14 protein-coding genes and 3 pseudogenes are annotated in these 22,940 nt (G+C 66.4%); 13 read left to right on the top strand and 4 right to left on the bottom strand.

The features are described 5' to 3' along the window. Positions 1–490 (bottom strand): annotated as a pseudogene (locus RTQ83_RS04790) (methionine synthase); the annotation flags it as partial. Positions 491–516: 26 nt separating this feature from the next. Then, positions 517–1,497: a DUF1852 domain-containing protein gene (locus RTQ83_RS04795; protein WP_312511593.1), complete on the bottom strand. Its 981-nt coding sequence runs from the start codon at positions 1,495–1,497 to the stop codon at positions 517–519. Between the two features lie 181 nt (positions 1,498–1,678). Here RTQ83_RS04795 and RTQ83_RS24285 point away from each other — a divergent pair. After that, positions 1,679–1,828 (top strand): annotated as a pseudogene (locus RTQ83_RS24285) (short-chain fatty acyl-CoA regulator family protein); the annotation flags it as partial. Between the two features lie 256 nt (positions 1,829–2,084). Continuing rightward, the gene (locus tag RTQ83_RS04800; protein WP_312511595.1) at positions 2,085–4,799 is read left to right on the top strand and encodes an EAL domain-containing protein; all 2,715 of its coding nucleotides are present in this window, start codon (positions 2,085–2,087) and stop codon (positions 4,797–4,799) included. A gap of 180 nt (positions 4,800–4,979) precedes the next feature. On the opposite strand, the gene RTQ83_RS04805 is transcribed toward RTQ83_RS04800, so the two are convergent. Next, entirely contained in the window at positions 4,980–7,199 is a 2,220-nt protein-coding gene (locus RTQ83_RS04805; RefSeq protein ID WP_312511597.1) for a TonB-dependent receptor, read from the bottom strand. 337 nt (positions 7,200–7,536) lie between these two features. On the opposite strand from RTQ83_RS04805, the gene RTQ83_RS04810 reads away from it, so the two are divergent. The 7 genes from RTQ83_RS04810 to RTQ83_RS04840 all read left to right on the top strand — a co-directional run bounded on the left by RTQ83_RS04810 (position 7,537) and on the right by RTQ83_RS04840 (position 16,736). Beyond that, entirely contained in the window at positions 7,537–8,283 is a 747-nt protein-coding gene (locus tag RTQ83_RS04810; protein WP_312511599.1) for an ATP-binding cassette domain-containing protein, read from the top strand. Further along, positions 8,280–9,710, top strand: coding sequence for a DUF3526 domain-containing protein (locus RTQ83_RS04815; RefSeq protein ID WP_312511601.1), 1,431 nt, complete (start codon positions 8,280–8,282; stop codon positions 9,708–9,710). The genes RTQ83_RS04810 and RTQ83_RS04815 overlap by 4 nt, the downstream gene beginning before the upstream one ends. Beyond that, the gene (locus tag RTQ83_RS04820) at positions 9,707–11,059 is read left to right on the top strand and encodes a DUF3526 domain-containing protein (RefSeq protein WP_312511604.1); all 1,353 of its coding nucleotides are present in this window, start codon (positions 9,707–9,709) and stop codon (positions 11,057–11,059) included. Before RTQ83_RS04815 ends, RTQ83_RS04820 begins: the two co-directional genes overlap by 4 nt. A 250-nt stretch (positions 11,060–11,309) precedes the next feature. Next, entirely contained in the window at positions 11,310–11,639 is a 330-nt protein-coding gene (locus RTQ83_RS04825) for a DUF2946 family protein (protein WP_409456080.1), read from the top strand. Between the two features lie 246 nt (positions 11,640–11,885). Beyond that, on the top strand, positions 11,886–12,365 hold the full coding sequence (locus RTQ83_RS04830; protein WP_312511607.1) for a copper chaperone PCu(A)C: 480 nt from the start codon (positions 11,886–11,888) through the stop codon (positions 12,363–12,365). A gap of 91 nt (positions 12,366–12,456) precedes the next feature. Next, positions 12,457–14,544, top strand: a complete 2,088-nt coding sequence (locus RTQ83_RS04835; protein WP_312511923.1) for a TonB-dependent receptor — start codon at positions 12,457–12,459, stop codon at positions 14,542–14,544. A gap of 11 nt (positions 14,545–14,555) precedes the next feature. Continuing rightward, positions 14,556–16,736, top strand: a complete 2,181-nt coding sequence (locus RTQ83_RS04840) for a TonB-dependent siderophore receptor (protein WP_312511610.1) — start codon at positions 14,556–14,558, stop codon at positions 16,734–16,736. A 61-nt stretch (positions 16,737–16,797) separates the two neighbouring features. Here RTQ83_RS04840 and RTQ83_RS04845 read toward each other — a convergent pair whose 3' ends face one another. Next, a complete protein-coding gene (locus RTQ83_RS04845) occupies positions 16,798–17,838 on the bottom strand; it encodes a LysR substrate-binding domain-containing protein (RefSeq protein WP_312511611.1) in 1,041 nt (346 codons plus the stop codon). A gap of 60 nt (positions 17,839–17,898) precedes the next feature. Between RTQ83_RS04845 and RTQ83_RS04850 the strand changes: the two genes are divergently transcribed. The 4 genes and pseudogenes from RTQ83_RS04850 to RTQ83_RS04865 form a co-directional block, all read left to right on the top strand. Continuing rightward, the gene (locus tag RTQ83_RS04850) at positions 17,899–19,173 is read left to right on the top strand and encodes an aminotransferase class V-fold PLP-dependent enzyme (protein ID WP_312511613.1); all 1,275 of its coding nucleotides are present in this window, start codon (positions 17,899–17,901) and stop codon (positions 19,171–19,173) included. An 8-nt stretch (positions 19,174–19,181) separates the two neighbouring features. After that, positions 19,182–21,119: a CocE/NonD family hydrolase gene (locus RTQ83_RS04855; RefSeq protein ID WP_312511615.1), complete on the top strand. Its 1,938-nt coding sequence runs from the start codon at positions 19,182–19,184 to the stop codon at positions 21,117–21,119. A gap of 313 nt (positions 21,120–21,432) precedes the next feature. Next, complete coding sequence (locus tag RTQ83_RS04860) at positions 21,433–22,671, top strand: HlyD family secretion protein (RefSeq protein ID WP_312511617.1); 1,239 nt, start codon at positions 21,433–21,435, stop codon at positions 22,669–22,671. Then, a pseudogene (locus tag RTQ83_RS04865) lies at positions 22,668–22,940 on the top strand (hypothetical protein); the annotation flags it as partial. The gene RTQ83_RS04860 and the pseudogene RTQ83_RS04865, both read left to right, overlap by 4 nt.

Raw genomic sequence — 22,940 nt, forward strand, 5'->3', positions numbered from 1 at the left:
CTTCCTGGTTCAGGATCTTGGCGAATTCCCAGGCCAGCTTTTCGCGGCTCTTGTAATGGCTGTCGTACAAGGTATCGATCATGGTCATGGGGCCGGGTAGGGCCCATTTGATCGGTTGCCGGGTTTGCTGGCGCAGGTACCTGGCGTCATCGACGAACACTGGTTTCGGACGGCTCACGGCGCCCACGACGGTCGGCACGCTCGCGTCGTAGCGGTCGCGAATACGCACCGTCTCGCGCTTCTCGAAATCGACACCGTCCAGGTGCTCGATGAAGGTGGTGACGAAGTGCTGGCGCGTCTGCTCGCCATCGCTGACGATATCGATGCCGGCCTGCTGCTGGTCGGCCAGGGCCAGGCTCAGTGCATCCTGCTTGCCTTCGGCCAGTTCGCCGTCCTGCAGCTTCCAGGGCGACCACAGCTTCTCGGGCTCGGCCAGCCAGGCGGGCTTGGGCAGGCTGCCGGCGGTCGAGGTGGGCAACAGTTTTTTCATGGTGATGGCCTTGTTTCTTGTTTGGGTCAGACGTGGTTGGCCGACCAGCGCTCGAGGATCGGCTGGTAGGGCTTGATAAAGTGCTCCGCGGCGAACTTGCCCTGCCTGATGGCCAGTTGGCTGCGCTCTTCGCGATCGTAGACGATCTGCGTCAGCGAATAGTCCTCGTGCTTGAGGTTCGGCCGGTAGCACCTGGCCGCGGCCGCATTGGCGTTGTAGATCTCGGGGCGGTAGATCTTCTGGAAGGCTTCCATCGTGGCGATCGTGCCGATCAGTTCGATATTCGTGTAGTCGCCGAGCAGGTCGCCGACAAAATAGAAGGCCAGCGGCGCGACGCTGTCGGGCGGCATGAAATAGCGTACTTTCAGGCCCATCTTGCCGAAGTACCGGTCGGTCAGCGAGGCGTCGTTCTGCTGGTACTCGACACCCAGCACCGGGTGTTCGTTCTCGCTGCGGTGGTAGGTCTTGTTGTTCGAGACGCTCAGGCAGATCACGGGCGGCTTGCTGAAATGCGCCTTGTAGGCGGCGGAGTCCAGAAACGCCTTGAACAGCTTGCCGTGCAGGTCGCCGAAGCCGTCCGGCGTGCCGAAAGCGGCGCGGTCCTTGTTATGCTCGAGCAGCAGGACGCTGAAATCATAGTCGCGCACGTAGGACGAGAAATTATTGCCGACGATGCCTTCGATGCGTTCGCCGGTGTGGCGGTCGACGATCGTGGTCTCGAGGATTTCGATCAGGGGGAAGGCGGGGGTTTCGCCTTGCGCTCCGATCGCCATCTCGACCGAGATGATGTCGAGTTCCAGCCCGTAGCGGTCGCCTTTCGGGTTGTCCCAGTGCGCCAGCGCGTTGAAGCGGGCGTCGATCATCGCCAGCGCCTTGCGCAGGTTTTCCTGGCGGTGCTCGCCACGCGCCAGGTTGGCGAAATTGGTAGTGATGCGTGAGCTGTCCGACGGTTGGTAATGCTCGTCGAACCGCAGGCTCTTGATCGCGAACGTAAGATTGTTATTCATGGTGGTCCGGTATGTTCGTGGGGAGAGCGTCAAGTGCCGCTGCCCGATGCACGGATTATGCTGGAATCCATTCTTGAATAAAAATGATGTTATTTCATAAAACCATGAACGGCGCTCATGATCGAGTGTGTTCAATGCTGCGATGCTTCAAGCGGCCGGGGTCGGTTGGAACAGCTGCACGATGTTGGACGCACGCCGCGAGACGCAGGTGCAGCGGCTGCTGCATGCGCGCGAGCTCGAGCTGGCCGATCCGGCGGCGGCCACGCCGGGCGGCAGCGGCGGTGAGCTATGCGAGCGCCAGGATTGTGCACAGCGCGCGTTTCCGTCGATGCTGTGCAATATGCACCCGTTCGTAAGGTCAGACGAGAGCCACGCATGTGTCACCAGATGGCTGTCGACCTCCCGCCACGTCCGGCGCACCATGGCCGGTCGTCTTATGCGGACACATCCGGACAACGGTGCGAAGCCGGAAACAATTTTCTTATACGATGAATGCGATACACGATGCATGCCGTCGATCAAAATGAAGGTACGGCATGAAACGTTCGATATAGCGGCATCTCGGCACCGGCCCAGGAAGCTTCAGAATGGACTCGACTTCTGCACGCAAGCTTCGCCATGGTTTGATCGCGCTCGCGATCGCCTTGCCCGCACTGTTGGCGGTAGCTGCTGCAGCCAGGATCGTGCAGGATCACCACTCGACCGTGGAGCAGGCAGAGTCCGACATGCGCAATATCGCCACGACGCTGTATGAGCATGCCATGCGCACGTTCGGTGAGGCCGATACCCATCTGCGCATGGCCGTCGCCGAGATCGAGCGGGCCGGGTTCGATGCCAGGCCCGAGTACCAGGCCCGGCTTCATGAGATTTTGCGCGCGAAGCAGACCGACTCGCCTTTGGCAGCGAGCCTGGGCGTGCTGTCGCCGGACGGCTGGATCCTCGCCAGCGCGTTCCGCTACCCCATGCTTCCCGTCGATGCCCGCGACCGCGATTATTTTGTCCATCTCAGTGCGCACGACGAAGGCGCACTGTATATTTCGCGTTCAGTCCAGTCACACTTGAGCGGCAGGTGGGTCATTCCGGTGGCGCGCAAAGTAAACAGGCTGGATGGTACCTTGAAAATGATCGTCAACTTCGGCGTTGGCGTGGCCTACTTCGACCGCTTCTACCGCAACCTCCAGTTGGGCCAAAGCGGCCGCCTCTTGCTCGTCAAGCGCGATGGCTGGGTGCTGATGGAAACCCAGCTGACGACCGGCGTCATCGGCCGCAATCTGGCGGGCACGGCCCCATTCCTGATGGCTGAACGGCCGCCGCGCGGCTCCTACGAAACCTCGCGCAGCGCGATCGACGGGACAGCCCGGGTGGTGGGCTATGCGAGCTCGCCACAGTCCTCCGTGATTGCCGTGGCGAGCATGTCCCGTGGCGAGGTACTGCAGCCCTGGGTGATGCGTAGCTGGCAGCTTGCCGGTTTCGCGGCGGTGTCGATCCTGCTGTTGCTGGGCCTTCTGCGTTTCCTGTGGCTGCGCCTGGCCGACCTGGAAGCGGCCCGCAATGGGCTGGCGGCGCGCAACAGCGAGTTGGACACGGCACGCCGCCGCTTCCAGGAACTGGTGGACGGTATCGACGGGGTCGTCTGGGAAGCCACATTGCCGGATTTTACATTCACCTACGTCAGTGGCAATGCCGCGTCGGTCTCCGGCTATGAGGCAAAACGATGGATCGAAGATCCGTTCTTTTGGCGGGAAACGCTGTGCACGGATCCCCACGGTCGGCGCACCGAAGCTTTGCTGATGAGCGTCGGCAGCTCCAAGCTGTTCAAGCCGGTCGAACATCACATTCTCGGGCCGACTGGGGAGGAAATCTGGCTTCGAAGTAATGTCATGCTTGCCGACGATGTTGCGCGTGGCAGGTATGTACGCGGCGTCACGACCGATATCACGCTCGAAAAGCAGTCGCAGTTCCAGCTGTTCGAGGCCATCCACATCGATCCCCTGACCAAGCTGCCGAGCCGGCGCGCACTCATCAAGCACCTCGAACATGCGTTGGCCCTGGCCCACAATAATCATTCGATCGTCGCGATCATTCTGATCGATGTCGATAATTTCAATACCTTGAACGATAGCCTCGGTCACGAAGTCGGTGACGACGCGCTCGTGCAAATCGCGGCGCGCTTGCAGGAAGGGCTGGATCCGACGGACATCCTGGCGCGGATGGGGGGAGACGAATTCGCCATCGTCATGGAAGAAGTCGATCAAAACGCGCTCAGGGTGGAACGCCTGGCCGAGTCTGTCCATGCATCCCTGTCCCGTGTGATCGCGATCGCGGGGCGCCAGGTGTACACGACCGTCAGCATGGGTATTGCCATGTTCCCCCAGGATGGCATGGACCGTCAGACCCTGATACGCAATGCCGATACCGCGCTGTACCGTGTCAAGGACGCCGGGCGCAACGGCTGGCAATTCTTCGACAGCTCGATGGCGCGTCAGATCGAAAACAGGCTCGATATGGAAACCGCCCTGCGGCACGCCGTCGAAAACAGGGAATTTCGCCTGTACTACCAGCCCCAGCACTCGCTCGAAGACGGCTGCATCGTCGGTGCCGAGGCGCTGGTGCGTTGGGAGCGCCCCGGCGTCGGCATGGTGCCGCCCCACGAATTCATCCGAGCGGCCGAGGAAAGTGGCTTCATCGTCGCGCTGGGAAGCTGGGTATTGATGGCCGCCTGTTGCCAGGCGGCCGAATGGCGCAAAGCCGGTCTCCACGTGCGCGTTGCCGTCAACGTTTCTGCCGTCCAGCTGCAACAGGCCGGCTTCGTCGACCAGGTTCAGCATGTGCTCGCCGTATCCGGCCTTCCGCCACATCGGCTCGAACTGGAGATTACCGAAGGCGTGTTCGTGAGCGATATCCCCGGGGCGCTCGACAAACTCAACCGGATCAAGTCGCTTGGTGTGGAACTCGCCATGGATGACTTCGGCACGGGCTACTCGTCGCTGTCCTACCTGAAGCAAATGCCTGTCGACCGATTGAAGATCGACCAGAGCTTCGTGCGTACCCTTCCTGAGGACGCGGACGACTGCGCCATCGTGCGGGCGATCCTGGCGATGGCGGCCAACTTGAAATTGCAGGTGATCGCCGAAGGGGTCGAGTCCGAGGATCAGCTCGACTTCCTGCGCAACGAGGGGTGCCAGGAAATCCAGGGGTATCTGCTGTCCCCGCCGGTCAGCCCCGACATATTCATCGCGCAGTTCATGCATGCCGGCCGCACGTCGACGCCGCAGCCTGTCACCGATCGTGTTCCGGAGTAGGGCGCGGCCGTGCGGAAACGATACCGCATCACATCGGTGCAATCCGGCACCAGCCATTGGAGCCATTCAGCGTACTCGACCTATCACGCAGCTTTCGCTGCATGACGGCGATCGCCCGACGGCGCGGGTCGCTCGACGCGGCAGGCGGGCCGCGACGCCGCTCATTTGCAAGCCGTCGCCTCAGAACTTGAACGAGACGCTCGCTTCTGCAGTGCGCGGCGCGCCGAGGAACACCTGGTCGGGATAGAACGGGTCGCCGTAGGCCGCATAGCGGGTATTGCCCACGTTTTTCACGCGCAGCGTCAGCCGGGTATCGCCGAGCGCCGTGAACGCTCCGGCAGGCAGGTCGATGAAGGCGTACACGTCGGCGGTGGTATAGCCCTGCATGGTGACCGTGTTCTCGTCGGTGGTGAAGCGCTTGCCCAGGCGCGAGAACGAGGCCCCCAGTTCCAGCGGCACGGCAGTGCGCATGCGGTAGGAAGCGCCGCCGTTGACGATCACCGATGGAATGTTCGGTGGCGTGTGGCGCGAGAACGACTGGCCGGTCAGCTCGTAGTTGTCGTAGCGGGCATGTACGTAGGACGCGTTGCCCCACAGGTTCCAGCCTGCTGCGGGACGCAGCGTGGCGGACACTTCGACCCCGCGCGAATCGAGCTTGCCGGCGCTATTCATGCGCTGGTTGGCCGCCGCCGAGTACACGTTGCGGCGCTGGATGTCGAATATGGCCATGGCCGCGTCCAGGCGGCGGTCGAGGAAACTCCCCTTGATGCCGGCTTCATAGCTCCTTGCCTTGGACAACTCCATGCGCTGCGTGGGACTGAGCATGAAGTAGCTGCCCACCGACACGTCGCTCGCCGTTGCGTACTGGCCGTACAGGGTGACATTGCGCGAGGTGTCCCAGGTAAAACCGATGCGGCCCGTGACCGGATCCCACTTCTGCGCCAGGGGAAATCCGGCGCGGCTCGCGCCCGCCGCGTCGAGCGACTGGCGATTGACGCGGAACCGGTTGTAGCGCAGCCCGCCCACGAGCGCGACGTTCGAGCTCAGTTTCACCCGGTCTTCGAGGTTCAGCGCCGTGCTTTCGATGCGCGCCCTCTGCGGCGTCGTGGTGAGCAGGCCGTAGTTGCCGCGCGCCGGCGCCAGCAGCGACACCGAGTCGCTCGGGTAATTGGCGGCGCCGGGGCGCACGAAATCGGTGTCGTAGTATTCCAGGGCGGCGACGAAGCGGTTGTCGAGGCCGGCCACGCGGCTGTTCCAGCTCAACTCGGTATTATTGCCGCGGATGTCCTGGTCGTGCGCGACGTAGAAGCGCTCGCGGTCCACCAGGCCGGTATCGGCATTGAAGGCGATGACCTCGTTGTTGTGCCAGCGGCGCTCGGCGTCGTAGCGGTAGAACTGGCTGCGCAGCGCGACGCCGGCTGCCAGTTGCCAGTCGAGGCCGGCGCGGAGCCACGTCTCATCGATCGTCTTGCTGTCGTCGAGCACGTTGTAATTGGTCTTCAGGGTGCGGCGGTCGATCGTGACCGCACCCAGGTCACTGCCGTTGTAGCTCGATATCCTGGTGCCGCGGACGATGTCGTCGGTGGAAAAGGCGCCGCTGAAGGCGAGCGGCACCAGTGGGGTGCCTTCGTACACCTCGCCATCCAGGTCCTTGCGTTCCGCCGCCACGAACAGCTTCAGGCCGGGCGACACGCGGTAATCGAGCTGGCCGGAAAAATGCCGGTACTCGACCTGCGAATCCTCGATGAAGCTGCGCTCGTTCGAGCGGCTCAGGTCGATCCGGTAGTCCAGGCCGGTCACGTTCGTGCTGCCGCCCGAGCCGAAGCCGGTGCGCAGGCTGCCGCGCTCGTCGCCGCCGACGAGCAGCTCATTGCTGACCTGGCCGGTGTGCGGCGCCTTCGTGACGAAGTTGACCGAGCCCCCGACGGCGCCCTGGCCGGACATGATCGAGGACGGTCCTTTCAGGAACTCGACCCGTTCGAGGTTGAACGTCCCCATGTTCATGCCGGTAAAGCCGTTCGAACCGGGATTGATGCCGTTGTAGGTGACGTTGACCTGCGCATCCTGGAAGCCGCGCATGGTGAACGGCAGGTGCTGCGCGGTATCGGCGGCAGTCACGCCGGCAGCGCTCTTGACGGTGTCGATGAAGGTGTTGTAACCCTGGTCGCGGATGGTGTCGGCACCGACCACCTCGATGGTAGCCGGGGTCTCGCGCGGCGTCAGGCCAAGCCGGCTGGCACCTGGAACCGATTCGCGCTGCGCGCTCACGAGCACGGTCGCTTCGCGCGACGCTGCAGGTTCCCCGAACCCGGTCTGGGCCAGCGCAGGGGCGCACAGGCCAACCGCGCCCAGTGCCGCCCAATGCCTTTGCAGCACCCTTTTGCCGCTGCGGTCGGTCATGGTGGTTGTCCGGTCGTGGACGTGGGCAGATTCCTGTTGCGGGCGCTGCTTCATCGATGTTTCCCTTTTATTGTTTGCTTGAAGCGAGATGTGAAAAATGGCAGGGCTGTAGATCTAGTGCAATTGAGTTGCATTATGATATCGGTTTGCCCCGTTCCCGGCAGAGGCGGGGCGCCGTCGCACTTGCCGGCAGCGCCTTGCCACTGTTGATTTTTAGAAAATTCACGATAATGATAATCCATTATCGCTTAGAATAGTTCATCGATGATGCCGCGACCGGCGTTGCAGCTCCGCTGCGCGGACCGCAACCGCATCCCTCACCACGAAGGAGAAACGATTGAATACAGCTAGTCAGACCGGGGCAGGCGAACGCTATGTGCTCGAGGCCCGTTCGGTCGTCGCCGGCTATGGCGACAAGACCATCCTGCGCGAACTCGACCTGTCGATCCGGCCCGGAGAGATCGTCGCCTTGCTCGGCGCCAATGGCGCCGGCAAGACCACCACGCTCAGCCTGTTCCTGGGCTTCCTGGCACCGCGTTCCGGCCAGGTGCGGGTCGACGGCCGCGATCCGGTAGCCGATCCCGACGGCGCACGCCGCAGCCTGGCCTACATTCCCGAGAACGTTGCGCTGTACGAGCACCTGAGCGCGCGCGAAAACATCGCCTACCTGCTGGCGCTGGCCGACCAGAACGAGCCGGCCGGCGCGATCGGCGCGGCGCTTGGCGCCGCCGGGCTCGATCCGGCGGCGCACGACCGGCGCGTGGCCGGTTTCTCGAAGGGGATGCGGCAGAAGGTGGCGATCGCGCTGGCCACGATGCGCAAGGTGCCGGCGCTGCTGCTCGACGAGCCGACCTCCGGCCTCGATCCGCAGGCGACGGTCGAATTCAATCGCCTCCTGACCCAGCTGCGAGCAGGCGGGACCGGCATCCTGATGGTGACCCACGACCTGCTCAGCGCGGCCGACGTGGCCGACCGCATCGGCTTCCTCGATGCCGGCGTGCTGCGCGAGGAAGTGGCCGCCAGCGGGGCCGACCGCTTCGACGTGCGCGCGCTGCACCGCAGCTATGGGGGCCAGGCGGCATGAACATTCTCCTTCGCATCGCGCGCGAGGAGTGGCGCTACCTGTTCCGCGACCGCGCCGCAGTGCTCAGCCTGGCGCTGCTGACGCTGCTGACCCTGCTCGCCGCGCTCAACGCCTACGAACACCAGCGCAACGCCAATGCCCAGCGCGCCCACTACCAGGCCCGGGCCAACCAGGAATTCGAGGCCCAGCCCGACCGCCACCCGCACCGCGTGGTGCACTACGGTCACTTCCTGTTTCGACCACTGAACTCGCTGGCCGCATTCGACCCGGGCATCGACGGGTACACCGGCAATTCGCTCTACCTCGAAGGACACCGCCAGAACAGCGCCAATTTCGGCGATGTGCGCCAGCATTCGCTGCTGCTGCGCTTCGGACAGCTGACCCCGGCCTTCGTGCTGCAGGTGCTGGCGCCGCTGCTGCTGGTCTTCTTCGGACACGCGATCGTCGCGCGCGAGCGCGAATCGGGCACCATGCGCATCCTGCTGGCCCAGGGCTTGCGCAGCCGCCAGCTGGTGATGGGCAAGTTCCTGGCGCTCGCCGGTTTCGCGGGCCTGGCGCTGGCGCCCGCATTGCTGGGTCTGGCATGGCTGGCGGCCGCCGGTCAGGCATCCTGGTCGATGGCGCTGCTGCTGGCCGCCGGCTATGCCGGCTGGCTGCTGTTGTGGACCACGATCGTGGTGCTGGCCTCGACCCTGGCCGCGCGCGGCCGCGACGCCTTGCTGGTGCTGCTCACCGCCTGGGCGGTGACGGTGATCATGATGCCGCGCTGGGCCCCCGACGTCGCCAATACCGCGGTCGCGCTGCCGACCCGCTTCGAGGACAACATCAACGTCCAGCGCGATTACCTGGCACTGGGCGACTCGCACAATCCGAACGATCCCAAGTTCGCCGCCTTCCGCGAAAAGCTGCTCGCCCGGTACGGCGTGAGCCGGGTAGAGGACTTGCCGGTCAATTACAAGGGCCTGGTCGGGATGGAAGGCGAGCGCCAGTCGAGCGCGCTGTTCAACCGCTACGCGGACGAATCCTTCGGTCGCCAGGAACGGCAGAACGCCGTGGTCGACGCCTTCGGCTGGCTCAGCCCGACACTCGCGCTGCGGCGCCTGTCGATGACCGCCGCCGGCACCGACCTGAGTGCTTATCGCAGTTTTCTCGAGCAGGGCGAACGCTACCGCTACGATCTGGTGCAGGGCCTGAACCGGCTGCAGGTGGACGAGGTGCGCTACGCCGATGATACCAACCCCAACAAGGAGAACCGCGTGTCGAGCACGCATTGGAAAGCGTTTCCCGAATTCCGCTACGCAGGCCCGCAGACGGGAGAAACGCTGCGCCGCGCCGCCCCTGCAGCCCTGGTCTTGCTGCTGTGGCTGGTGGTACTGGGCGGTCTGACCTGGGCCATGGCCGGGCGCCTGGGAAGGAGCGTGCGATGAGCTGGCTCGGATTCGAACTGCGCCTGATCCTGCGCTCGCGCCTGATGCTGGCGGCGCTGCTGCTGTTGTCGCTGCTGGCTTCGCTTGCCGTATGGTCGGGCCTGCATGAAGTGGAGCGCCAGCGCGAGACGATCGCGCGCGTCGGCCCGCTCAACGAGCAGGACGTCGCATCGGTGGCAAGCCGTTATCCGGACAGCCCGGAAGGCGGCAGTCCTGCCTATTACACGTTCTATGCCACCTGGGACCCGCCATCGGACGCCGCCTTCCTGGCCCTCGGCCTGCGCGACGTGGCTCCGCATGTGCTGCGGGTGCGCGCGCTCGGTCTGCAGGCCCAGCTGTACGAGGGCGAGGCCTTTAATCCCGAGCTGGCCCTGGCCGGACGTTTCGACTTCGCTTTCGTCCTGATCTACCTGGCGCCGCTGTTCATGATCGCGCTGCTGCACGACCTGGTGTCGGGCGAGCGCCAGGCCGGCCGCCTGCGCATGCTGCTGGCCCTGCCGCAGGGCACGCGCCTGTGGCGGCGCCGGGTCGGCCTGCGCGGCCTGCTGGTGTTCGCCTGCCTGGCGCTACCCGCGGCAGCCGGCGCGGCGGCGGCCGGCAGCGGCGCCGGCGTGCTCGCCGTGGTCCTGCTGGTGGCAGCGGCCTACCTGGCGTTCTGGGTCGGCATGGCCTTGCTGGTGGCCTCCCGCGGCTGGCGTTCGGTGGCCAATGCGACCGCCCTGATGGGAATCTGGGCCGTGCTGACGCTGGTATTGCCGGCGCTGGCCAACGTCGCGCTCACGCGCGCGCTGCCGGTGCACCAGGGCGTCGACCTGGTGCTGGCCCAGCGCGAGGCGGTGCACGGTGCGTGGGAGATTCCGCGCGAAGAGACCATGCGCAAGTTCTATGCCGGACATCCCGAATGGAAGAACAGCACGCCGCTGCCGGAGACCTTCCACTGGAAGTGGTATTTCGCCTTCCATCAGCTGGGCGACGAGAGCGTCGCACCGCAGGCGCAGGCCTATCGCGCCGGGCTGCTCGCGCGCCAGGCCTGGACCGAGCGGCTCGGCTGGCTGCTGCCGGGCGTGGGCGCCCAGGGCATCCTGCACCGCGTGGCCGGGACCGACCTGCCTGCCCAGCTGGCTTACCAGGACGGCATTGCCCGGTTCCATGCAGAGATCCGCAGGTTCTACTATGGCTACCTGTTCGGCGAACGCCCCTTCGGCGCCGACGACTATGCGCGCCGTCCGGTCTACGCGGCGCGTAGTGCAGACAGTCCGCCCTCGGTTCTGGCGCTGTCCGCGCTGCTGGCGCTCGGCGTGCTGGTGCTGGCGCTGGGGCTGACCAGGCTGGCGCGGCTGCGACCCTGAAGCCGCAGCCCCGGAGTGCCACATCATCGGGAGAGGGCATGCCTGGCTCGCTCCGGCGTCGCTCGAGGGTCTCTCTCGGCGCCGCACGCGTCTGTGGAAGGCACGCTGCGGCGCGATGCTTCACCAGCTGTCGGGTGACGCCGCGTTGCCCGCAGCGCCGGCAGCATGGATTTACGGGAGTTTCGTTTGACGCACCCTCTTTAAATCCTGATAATTGACCGATATGCAAACCCTGTGTCGATCACTGTCGTTGGCACGCTTCGTCCTGGCCTGGTTCGTCCTGACGCTGGGTGTTGCCGTTGCTTCGCCCGTCGTGCAGCCGCATACCATGACGATGATCTGCTCCGAAGGCGGCAGCAAGATGATCATGGTCGACGCCGACGGCAAGGCCGTGACCGGCACCGGACATACGCTCGATTGTCCGTTCTGTCTTCCCGCGACGCCGCCGCCCGACGTCGTGTCCCTGCAGGTACCGGCCGCGCCGCCCGGCGCCTGCGCCGTACATCCCTTCGCCAGCGCCGATCTCGCGGCGCTGACCGGCGCGCCGCTGCCGGCGCGCGGTCCTCCACAGTCCGCCTGATTTTTCCTGTCTGACCGCTGTCGGCGTCCGCATCCTGTGCGCGGCGCCGGCCGGCGTGCATCCTTGCGTCCCGGCTGAACCAGGATTCATCCCGCTCGCCCGGCGTGCGCATGCGCATGCAGGCTGGCGTGCGCGCCCGATGGCGCCGTCCCTGTCCGGGACGATGCACGCACCGTTTCCCCGGGCGGGCCGGTACCGGCCTGCGCTCACCGGACACACGTTTTTTGATATCGAAAGGAAACCATCATGCGATTCGCACTGCGCTCGCTCGTCCTCGCCGCCGGCCTGCTCGCCGGCGCCAGCCACGTCCACGCCCAGGTCAGCGTGTCCGATCCCTGGGTCCGCGCCACCGTACCGCAACAGAGGGCCACCGGCGCTTTCATGCAGCTGACATCGCCGAAGGACGTGAAATTCGTGTCCGCCAGTTCGCCGCTTACGGCGAGCGTCGAAGTGCACGAGATGGCGATGCAGGGCGACGTCATGCGCATGCGCCAGGTGCCGGCGATCGCGCTCGGCGCCGGCCAGACCGTGGCGCTCAAGCCCGGCGGCTACCACATCATGATGATGAACCTGAAGGCGCAACTGAAAGAGGGCGACAGCGTGCCGCTCACCCTGGTGTTCGAATACCCCGACGGCAAGCGCGAGACCCGCGAGATCAAGGCGCCGGTACGCGCGCTCGGCCACGCTGCGGCCACGGGACACGACAAGGCCCGGCATGGCAAATGATCGATACGGCACCGGCGCGCGCCAGGTTTGCTACGGCGTGCGCAACGGCGTTCGCCACATCGGCCGTCGCCCGGCCGCATGCGCCCTGGCCATGCTTGCCGCCGCAAATTGCGCAGTGACTCCCGCCGCCTTCGCACAGGCATCGCAGGCCGTGCCGACCGTAGTGGTCAGCGCCGCCGCCAGCGACGGCCGGCTCGATGCGCGCATGGCCACAGGGTCGAACCTGGACCTGAGCCGCTTCGACACCCCGGCCAGCGTCGACATCGTCACGCGCCGCCAGCTGGAAGAACGCGGCGACATCAGTCTGGTGGATGCCATCACGCGCGCTCCCGGCCTGTCCGGCATGCCGCATCCGGGCAATGGCGGCAGCTCGCTCGCCGCCCGCGGTTTCACCGATACGGTGTCGGTGATGCGGCTGTACGACGGCATGCGCCAGTATGGCGGCGTCGGCCTGACCTTCCCGTTCGACACCTGGTCGGTCGAGCGCATCGAAGTGCTGCGTGGCCCGGCTTCGGTGATTCATGGCGAGGGCGCGATCGGCGCCGTGGTCAATATCGTGCCGCGCCAGCCGTCCCGCGGCGCGATCCAGAACGAGGTGCAGGCGGCGCTCGGCACCGAGGGCACGCGCAGGCTGGCCTTCGGCAGCGGCGGCGCGCTCGACGAGCGCTGGTCGTACCGCTTCGACGCCGGCGGCGAGCGTTCGGACGGCTGGGTCGACCGCGGCGACTACAGCAACCGCGCCGTGTCGGGTGCACTGCGGCTGGACCTGAGTCCGGACTTCTACCTCAAGCTGGCGGCGGCGCACGGCCGCCAGAAACCGATGCGCTACTTCGGTACGCCGCTGGTCGACGGCCGGCAGCTCGATGCGCTGCGCCACAAGAACTTCAACGTCGGCGACGCCCTCATCGACTACGACGATACCTGGGTCGACCTGCTGGCCCACTGGAAGCCGAACGCCGCGACCACGGTGCGCAGCCGCCTGTACACCGTCGACAGCGAGCGCCATTGGCGCAATGCCGAAGCCTACCTGTACAGCCCCGGCACACGCCTGGTCGACCGCTCGGACAACACCGAGATCCTGCATGACCAGTCGCAGATCGGCAACACCACCGACGTCACGCTGCGCGGCGCGCTGTTCGGGCTCGAGAACCAGGTGTCCGGCGGCTTCGACATCAACGCCAGTTCGTTCAGGCATACCAACAATACCTACGTCGGCTCCTCGCCCTCGGTCGATCCTTTCGACCCGGTGCCGGGCAGCTTCGCCAGCGCGGTGCCGACGCTGCCGCGCTACCGCGCCAGGGCGGGCCAGTTCGCGCTGTTCCTGGAAGACCGGCTCGCATTGTCCAGCCGCTGGTCGCTGCTGGCCGGTGTGCGCTACGACCATGCCGACATCTCACGCCGGAACCTGGTGGCGGGGGTACTGGCCTACGACAAGACCTTCACGAATGTCGGCTGGCGCCTCGGCTCGGTGTTCCAGGTCACGCCCGCCCTGGCCCTGTACGGCCAGTATGCGCGCGCGGCCGACCCGGTCGGTGCACTGCTCCTGCTGTCGCCGGCCAACAGCGATTTCGACAGCGCCACCGGGCGCCAGTTTGAGATCGGCGTCAAGGGCGTGTTGCCGGAAAAACGCGGCGAATGGACCCTGGCCGCCTACGACATCAGCAAGAGCAACCTGCTCACGCGCGATGCCGCCGATCCGGCCCGGAGCATCCAGGTCGGCCGGCGCTCGTCGCGCGGCATCGAAGCCACGCTCGACCTGGTGCTGGCGCCGGGATGGCGGCTGGAGGCGAATGCATCCTTGCTGCGCGCCCGTTTCGACGACTTCAGCGAAGCGGCCGGCGGGGCGCTGGTTTCGCGCGTTGGCAACACGCCGCCGGACGTGCCGCGCCGTCTGGCCAATGCCTGGCTGAGCTGGGACTTCGCGCCGCAGTGGAGCGCCAGCGCCGGCCTGCGCCACGTGGGCGCGCGCCATGCCGACAACGCCAATCTGCTGCGCATGCCGGCCTATTCGACCACCGACCTGTCGCTGCGCTGGAAAGCCGCGCCGCGCACCACGCTCGTGCTGCGCGCATCGAACCTGTTCGACAAGCGCTATTACGCGACCGCCTATTACACCCCGACCCAGTGGCTGGTGGGGCCGGACCGGCGCGTGGAGCTGGTGCTGAACCAGCGCTTCTGAAAGATAACGACATGAACGATCACAATATGAACCACATGACCAGGACACTGTTGAGTACTGCCATCGGCCTCGCCCTTGCCGCGATGGTGCCGCTGGCGCAGGCACAGACCGGCCAGGCTACCGGATCAGCGGAGAGCGCGAACACCGGTGCGGCGGCTACCGTGCAGGCAGACGCGCCGGCCTGGACCCCGGACGCGGTGCACATCACCGCCCGCCGCGAAAGCTATGCCGCGGCGCGCACCTCCACCGCGACGCGCACCGACACGCCCTTGATCGAAGTGCCGCAATCGGTGCAGGTCCTGACCCGCACTCTGATCCGGGAACAGGACCGCCGTACCCTGGCCGAGGCGCTGGTCAACGTGTCGGGCGTGGTCGGCAACAAGCCCGAAGAAGGATTGCTGGCCGGCCCGCTGGTGCGCGGCTTCCTGGCCGAGATCTACCAGGACGGTCTGCCGATGTACGGCTCGACCCAGGCCGCCAACGATCCGACCAGCCTGGTCGGGGTGCGCCAGATCACGGTGCTCAAGGGACCGGTATCGACCCTGTACGGCGGCGGTGTCGGCACGCCGCTCGGTGGTCTGATCAACGTCGAGAGCGAGCGCCCCGACGGCACCAGCGGCGGCTACGCCGGCCTGCGTGCGGGCAGCCACTCGACCTGGAATCCTTACGGCGAAATCAATGTCGCGATCAGCCCGACGATCGCGGCGCGCGTCGCCGCCGAATATCAGCAGAATGACAGCTGGATCGACCGCCTCGGCGGCGAGCGCTGGTTCGTGCAGCCGAGCGTGGCGTTCCAGCTCGCGCCGCAGACCGACCTGCTGGTCCAGCTGCAGTCCAGCCGCCGCAACGGGCTCGAGTACTCAGGCCTGCCGGCGGCCCAGGCCCTGGCCGGCCGGCTCGACCGCAATGCCTTCCCCGGCGCGCCGCTCGGCCAGCGTGACACGGTGGTCAGGAACGAGATGGCGACCATGGTGCTGCGCCATGCTTTCTCCGAACGCACCCGGCTCAATGTCAGCGCGCGCTACTACCAGAGCGAGGTGCCGCAGTTCGGCAGCTTCGTCTATCCCGACCTGTATCCGGCCGATCCGGCCACGCCGACCGTGTATCCGATCCTGCCGCTGAACATGCAGACCGAGATGCGCGAACGCACCCTGGACGCCAACCTGACCACGGACGCCAACCTGCTGGGCGGGCGCCACGCCTTCCTGTTCGGCGTGAATGTGGACAACACGGGCTTCTATTCGGACATGGGCTTCAGCGGTGCGACCGTGGGTGCGATCGACCTGGCCCATCCGGTGTACGACCTGGCCTTCGGCCCGTACACCCCACCCGGCGTGGCCCAGACCGACAGCTATCGCACCATCGCCGCCTATGCGCAGGACCAGGCGACCTACGGCCGCCTGCACCTGACCGCTTCGCTGCGCTACACGCAATTGCGCTTTCGCGAACGCGAACTCGGTACCGACGAGACCTGGCGCAAGGTCTCGCCGCGCATCGGTGCGACCTTCGACCTGGCGCCGGGCGTGGCGCTGTACGCCGGCTACGCGACCGCGTTCCGCGGCGCCTTCGGCCTGGTCAGCCTGGACCGGCCGCAGCCGGAGCGCTCGCGCAACGTCGAGGCCGGGCTCAAGTTCGCGCTGCGCGAGACGGGGCTGTCGGGCACCGTTGCCGCCTTCCAGCAAACGCGCGCGAACGTCGCCACGCCGAGCACCGAAAACCCGCTGTTCTCGGTCCAGGCCGGCGAGCAGCGTGCGCGCGGCGTCGAGGCCGACCTGGTCTGGGAGCCGACGTCGGCCCTGTCGCTGCTGGCGACCTATGCCTATACCCAGGCCGAAGTCACGCGCGACAACGTGATTACGATTGGCGACCGCCTGGCGCGCGTACCGCGCCACAACGGCCGCCTGGCGGCGCGCTACCGGGTGCGCGACGGCGCGGCGAAGGGGTTGTCGTTCGGCGCCGGCATCACCGCCTTCAGCGAACGAGAGCTCACGTTGCCGAATACCGTGGCGGTGCCCGGCCATGCGCTGGTCGATGCCCAGGCATCCTATCAAACAGGGCGCTACACGTTCTCGCTATCGGCCCTGAACCTGGCGAACCGGAAGGTGTTCGACACCTACCAGTACTTCGCTTTCCCGGTCGTGATGCCAGTGCAGCCGCGCTCGGTGTTCGTCGCCATTCAAACCGAGATCTGAATCGGCCTGGCCGCGCCGGTCCACGCCAGGCGCCGGTTTGCAGCGCGGGGCGCGGCGGCATTCACAGGTACGATTCCGGCGCGCCGCCCGCGAAGCTGTACAACTCGACGTCCTGTGCCGAAGGCGGCATCTGTTCGCGCATGCGCTGCATGTCCGCCGCCAGCCGCCTGCGCATCGCCGGCAGCATGGCCTTGATGAACGAGGAGTGCGCCTGGCCGGCCGGCAACACCGTCAGCGCCGCGAATTCGAGCCGCTGCGTGAACGGGCGGAACACCAGCCCGGCATGCAGGAAGTCGAAGGCCGTGATCGGATTGACGATCGCGATGCCGATGCCGCTGCGGACCATCTCGCACAGGCTGATCGTGTACGCGCTCTCGATCACCGTGCGCAGCTGGACGCCCGCCTGGCGGCAGATCGCCGCCAAGCGCAGGCTCACCGTGTCCTCGGGATTCAGGGCCACGAACGGGTAGCGTGCGATCTGCTGCGGCGTGATGAGGGCGCATTCGGCCAGCGGGTGGCCTGCGGGCAGGGCGACCATGCCGAAATAGCGCGCGAACAGCGCGTGTTCTACGCCGTGCAGCGGCGCGTCGTCGGCCACCAGGCCCAGCTCGACTTCTCCGCGCAGCACGCTGCGCCGCACGTCCTGCGACCCCATCACCTGCAGCGAGACCAGCGTGCGTTCGCGCTCCTGCTTCAGGTCGGCGAGCACGCGCGGCAGAAATCCCACGCCAAGGCCGGGAAAGCTGGCGATGCGAACCCGCCCGGCGCCGAACTGCTTCAGGCTGCGCAAGCGATGCTCGATCACGTCCATGCCCACGAAATGCTGCTGCACCTCGGCGAACAGCGCGCTTGCCTCCTGCGTCGGCTGCAGCTTGCCGCCCGATCGCAGGAACAGGCTGATGCCGGCCTGTTCCTCCAGGCGGCGCAGCGACATGCTGACCGCGGGCTGCGACAGGCCGAGCACCTTGGCGGCGCGGGTGGCCGAGCCGGACGTCATGACGGTCCGGAAAATCTCTATTTCGCGACTGAGCATAGGAAGAACGAAAAGAACGGTCCGATGATTATAGCGGCAAGGTATAAGCGCAATTGATGGGTCGATCATTCAGGGGGCAGGGACGGCCCGTTCTCTGCGCTTACACTGAAGCAACAAGGAGAGCACACCATGAAACAAGCAAACAAGAGTCGGCGCGGCTGGATGCGCACTGCTTTCGGCATCGCCGCCGGCGCACCGGGCATACTGGCGGCGGCCGAAAAAACAGCAACTCCGCCGGCGGCACCGGGCTGGAACGGCCTCGGCCCCAGTTACGACATCGCGACCGACATCGTCAACCTCGAAAACGCCTATTACGGTATCATGTCGCGTCCGGTCGCCGAGGATTTCAAGCGCAACATCGACTACCTGAACCTGCACAATTCGCGTTTCCTGCGGCGCGAGTTCGACCGCGAAGGCATCGAGGCGATCCGCGCCCAGCTGGCGCAGCACGCCGGCGTCGGGGTCAAGGAAATCGCGCTGACGCGCGGCGCTACCGAGTCGCTGCAGAACCTGATCGCCAATTACCGGCCGCTGGCGGCGGGCGAGGGCGTCATGTATGGCAATCTCGACTACGATACGATGATCGATGCGATGGACGACCTGGCCCGCCGCCGTGGCGCCGGCGTCGCGAGAGTGACGATCCCCGAGCCGGCCAGCCGCCAGAACGTGATCGACACCTACGAGCGCGCCTTGACGCAGCACCCGCGTACCCGCCTTCTGCTGCTGACCCATGTCAGCCACCGTACCGGACTCGCAATCCCGGTCGCGGAGATCGTGCGCCTGGCGCGCGCGCGCAATGTGGACGTGATCGTCGACATCGCCCAGTCATGGGGACAGCTCGACTTCAGGATCCCCGACCTGGGCGCGGATTTCGTCGGCGCCAACCTGCACAAGTGGGTCGGCGCGCCGCTCGGGCTCGGGTTCCTGTACATCAAGGAGAGCCGGCTGGCGGATATCGACGTCCAGCTCGGCAACACCATCCACCCTGCGAACGACATCCGGGCGCGGGTCAATGCCGGCACGGTCAACGTGGCCGCCACCATGACCATCCCCGCGTCACTCGCGTTCCACGCGCGGGTGCCGCTGGCCGAACGCGCCGCACGGCTGCGCGCCTTGCGCGAGCACTGGGTGGGCCAGGTGCTGGCGCTGCCGCAGGTACAGGTGCTGACGCCGCAAGACCCGGCCATGTACGGCGCGGTGACGTCGTTCCGCCTGCGCGGGCGGACCGGCTTCGACGAGAACGTCGCGCTGGCGCGCACGCTGGCCGACGACTTCGGCATCTTCACCGTGGCGCGCAGCGGTCCCGCGGGCGGCGCCTGCATCCGGGTCACGCCGTCGTACTACACCACGCATGCGGACCTGGACAAGCTGGTCGCCGCGATCCACAAGCTGGCCAGGTCATGACGGCCCGCATGCGAGGACCTGGCGCGCGGCTTGCCGCCTGTCTTTCCGTGGTGCTGGCCCTGGCCGGCGCCGGGCCAGCACCCGCCATGGCGCAGGTGGCACCCACGGCGCCGGACATTACCGCCAAGCGCGCGGCGCCCGACCACGCGGACTACATCAAGCGCGTGGTGATGGTGCCGATGCGCGACGGGGTCCGGCTGCACACCGTGATCGTGATTCCAAAAGGCGCACGGCGCGCGCCGATGCTGCTCACGCGCACACCTTACAACGCCGCGGTGCGTACGCAGCGCGCCATCAGTCCGTCGATGCTGGCTACCCTGCCGCAAGGCGACGAAAGCTTCGTCCAGGGCGGCTACATCCGGGTAGTGCAGGACGTGCGCGGCAAGTACGGGTCCGAAGGCGACTACGTGATGGCGCGCCCGCTGCGCGGACCGCTCAACGATACGGCGACCGACCATGCCACCGATGCCTGGGACACGATCGAGTGGCTCACCAAGAACGTCCCGGAGAGTAACGGCAAGGTCGGTATCCTGGGTTCGTCCTACGACGGCTTCACGGCCCTGATGGCCTTGATCGATCCGCATCCCGCGCTCAAGGTCGCGGTGCCGATGAGCCCGATGGTGGACGGCTGGCGCGGCGACGACTGGTTCCACAACGGCGCCTTCCGCGTCGCCATGCTCGACTACATCGCGATCCAGACGTCGATCCGGGCACGCGGCGAACCGCTGGCCACCGGCGTGTACGACGACTACGAGGGCGTGCTGCGCGAAGGCTCGGTCGGCGGCTACGCGCGCCGCTTCGGGCTCGACAAGCTCAATTTCGTCAGGAAGCTGTTCGACCACCCGGCCTACGACAGCTTCTGGCAGGGCCAGGCGGTCGACCGCCTGCTGGCCGGGCGCACGCTGAGCGTGCCGACCATGACGGTGGTCGGCCAGTGGGACCAGGAAGACATCTATGGCGCCTACGCGGTGTATGCCGCGCTGGAGAAGGACGATCCGGGCAACGACCTGAATTACCTGGTGATCGGCCCCTGGCGCCACAGTGGCGTCAACTTCGACGGCTCGGCGCTCGGACCCTTGCGCTTTACCGGCGACACCGCGCTGGCGTTTCGGCGCGACGTGATGCAACCGTTCCTCGACCAGCATCTGAAGGATGGCGCAGCCCGCGCGGACACGCCGCCGGTGCTGAGCTACCAGACCGGCACCGACGGGTGGCAGCGCCTGCAGCGCTGGCCGCTGTCCTGCGCCGAGGGCTGTCCCGCGCGGACGGAAAACCTGTACCTTCAGGACGGCTTCGGGCTCGCGTTCAGCGCGCCGCAAGGCGAGGGGGGCTACGACGAATACGTCTCCGACCCCGCCAAGCCGGTGCCCTTCGTACCGCGCCCCGTGCGCATGCACGACGCCGATATCTGGAAACCCTGGCTGGTGAGCGACCAGCGCTTCGTCGCCGACCGGCCGGACGTGCTGACCTATGTGTCCGCTCCTTTGAGCGCGCCGCTGCAGCTGTCGGGTGCGCCGGCGGTCGATCTGTTCGCATCGACGTCCGGGACCGACGCCGACTGGGTCGTCAAACTGATCGACGTCTACCCGGACGAGGTGCCTTCGCGGCCCGAACTGGGTGGCTATCAGCTGCCGCTGGCGATGGACATCTTTCGTGGCCGCTACCGCGACAGCCTGGAGCACCCGGCGCCACTGGCCTCCGGCCAGCCCTTGCGCTACCGTTTCGCGCTGCCCAACGTGAACCACGTGATCCTGCCCGGACACCGGCTGATGGTCCAGATCCAGTCCAGCTGGTTCCCGTTGTACGACCGCAACCCGCAGCGCTATGTGCCGAATATCTTCCACGCGCAGCCGGGGGATTACGTCAAGGCGACCCACCGCATCTACCATGCGCCCGGGATGCGTAGCGCGATCTCGCTGCCGGTCGTTCGGCACGGCGGCCGCTAGCCGCGCGGCGCATTGTGACCTTCGGGGCCGGATTCTGTTGCCAGTTTTCCGGCCTGCCGCCTGCAGTTGCGGGGGCGCGCGCCAATCTCAATCGTGCCAGTGTATTGGCTGTGCTACGATCATTTTGTTAAAAAAATGATCACGTATCTGGAAAGCCGCTCCGGCTGTGCCTCCGCGGTGCCCGGTATGTATTCGTGAATTGATGAGTTGGCCGGTAGCTCAAGGGGCAACACCGGCAAGGAATTCGTCGAGGCTGATCGAAAGCAGAAGGCAAACGGGGCCGAGCCCTGTACACAATAAAAGGGGCGAGGCATTGAGCGAGGACGATCAGAACGAGGCGCGCCGGAATCGTCGCGGCGACAAGCACGATGGCGACGAGAATGAAGCAGGTACTCAGGAGCATGACAAGCGCCCAAGTAACGAAGACGACGCAGATGATGGCAAAGGGGCAGACAAGGATGATGAAGACCAACCCGAGGATGACCGCTCTGCGAAAGAAAAAGCAGCCGACTGGCTAAGCACCCGAAATCACAAGCTGATCGCATTGGCAGTCCTTGCCATCCTGATCCTGGCCATCATCGCCGGCGTCCTTTGGTGGCTCGAAGCGCGCAAGTGGAAGAAGACCGACAACGCCTATATCCGCGGCCCCATCGCCCGTCTGTCGCCGGGCGTGGCGGGCAATGTCACCCGCGTGTTCGTCGTCGACAACCAAGTCGTCAAGGCCGGACAGCCGCTCGCTGCGATCAGCGTCGGCAGTTATGACGTGGCGGTACGCCAGGCCGAGGCGGAGCATTCGGCGGCCGAAGCGGCGGTGCTGCAGGCCGAGGCCGCGCTGGTGACGGCGCGCGCGCAGGTGCGGCAGGCAGCGGCCGCGGCGCGCGCCCGCGACGCCGAGGCCGACGTCGCAGCGCGCGACTATGCCCGCTACGCGTCCCTGTCCCAAGGTGCGGTGGCCGAAGCGCAGCGTGACCGCGCTGCAGCCCAGGCCAAGTCCGCGCGTGAAACGGCGATCGCCGCCGCCGAGACGACGCGCGCGCTGGCCGCCCGGATCGGCCAGGCGCGCGCCGACATCGCGGCGGCGAAGGCCCGCGTCCAGCAGGCGCTCGCCAACCTCGCCAACGCCAAGCTGCGGCGCGGCGACGCCGTGGTACTGGCGCCGATCGCCGGCCGGGTCACCCAATTCGACATCGAGCCGGGTGACTATCTGGCGCCGGGCCAGCCGCTCGCCGCCATCGTCGGGCATGCGCGCTGGGTCGAGGCGAACTTCAAGGAGGACCAGTTGCGCCTGATGCGCCCCGGCCAGCCGGTCGAGCTGCAGATCGAAGCCTGGAACGACTTTCCGCTCCAAGGCTATGTCGAAAGCTTCCAGGCCGGTTCCGGGGCACAGTTCTCGGCGCTGCCGCCACAGAACGCGACCGGCAACTGGGTCAAGACGGTGCAGCGCGTACCAGTGAGAATCCGCTTCCGCGACGACGCGTTCCGCAACTTCCCCGCGCGCGCGGACGTCGTTCCGGGCCTTTCCGTCAATGCCGCAGTCAAGGTGATGCAGTGAGCGGATCGGCGCTGCCGCGCGCCGCCAACAAGCCGGGGGTGCCGCCGCTGATGGTCGCAGTGCTGGTGAGCTTCGGGACGCTGTTCGAGGTTGCCAACACGACCGGCATTGCGATCGGCCTGCGCACGATCGCCGGTGACCTCGGCTCGGCGCCGGAAGAGGCGGACACGATCCTCACCGCCTACCTGGTTGCCCAGGCCGCGATTCTGCCGCTGTCGGGCTGGGCGGCGGTCTACTTCGGACGCAAGCGTTTTTATATCACCTGCGTG

It is taken from the genome of Massilia sp. (genome assembly GCF_031995545.1).
Lineage (GTDB): Bacteria > Pseudomonadota > Gammaproteobacteria > Burkholderiales > Burkholderiaceae_D > Telluria.

Bases quoted from the DNA above. Each gene is read 5' to 3' on its own strand.
- RTQ83_RS04830 (WP_312511607.1), top strand. From the start codon at position 11,886: ATGCGATTCGCACTGCGCTCGCTCGTCCTCGCCGCCGGCCTGCTCGCC.
- RTQ83_RS04850 (WP_312511613.1), top strand. From the start codon at position 17,899: ATGAAACAAGCAAACAAGAGTCGGCGCGGCTGGATGCGCACTGCTTTC.
- RTQ83_RS04815 (WP_312511601.1), top strand. From the start codon at position 8,280: ATGAACATTCTCCTTCGCATCGCGCGCGAGGAGTGGCGCTACCTGTTC.
- RTQ83_RS04805 (WP_312511597.1), bottom strand. From the start codon at position 7,199: ATGACCGACCGCAGCGGCAAAAGGGTGCTGCAAAGGCATTGGGCGGCA.
- RTQ83_RS04795 (WP_312511593.1), bottom strand. From the start codon at position 1,497: ATGAATAACAATCTTACGTTCGCGATCAAGAGCCTGCGGTTCGACGAG.
- RTQ83_RS04835 (WP_312511923.1), top strand. From the start codon at position 12,457: ATGCTTGCCGCCGCAAATTGCGCAGTGACTCCCGCCGCCTTCGCACAG.
- RTQ83_RS04840 (WP_312511610.1), top strand. From the start codon at position 14,556: ATGAACGATCACAATATGAACCACATGACCAGGACACTGTTGAGTACT.
- RTQ83_RS04820 (WP_312511604.1), top strand. From the start codon at position 9,707: ATGAGCTGGCTCGGATTCGAACTGCGCCTGATCCTGCGCTCGCGCCTG.
- RTQ83_RS04855 (WP_312511615.1), top strand. From the start codon at position 19,182: ATGCGAGGACCTGGCGCGCGGCTTGCCGCCTGTCTTTCCGTGGTGCTG.
- RTQ83_RS04845 (WP_312511611.1), bottom strand. From the start codon at position 17,838: ATGATCGACCCATCAATTGCGCTTATACCTTGCCGCTATAATCATCGG.
- RTQ83_RS04800 (WP_312511595.1), top strand. From the start codon at position 2,085: ATGGACTCGACTTCTGCACGCAAGCTTCGCCATGGTTTGATCGCGCTC.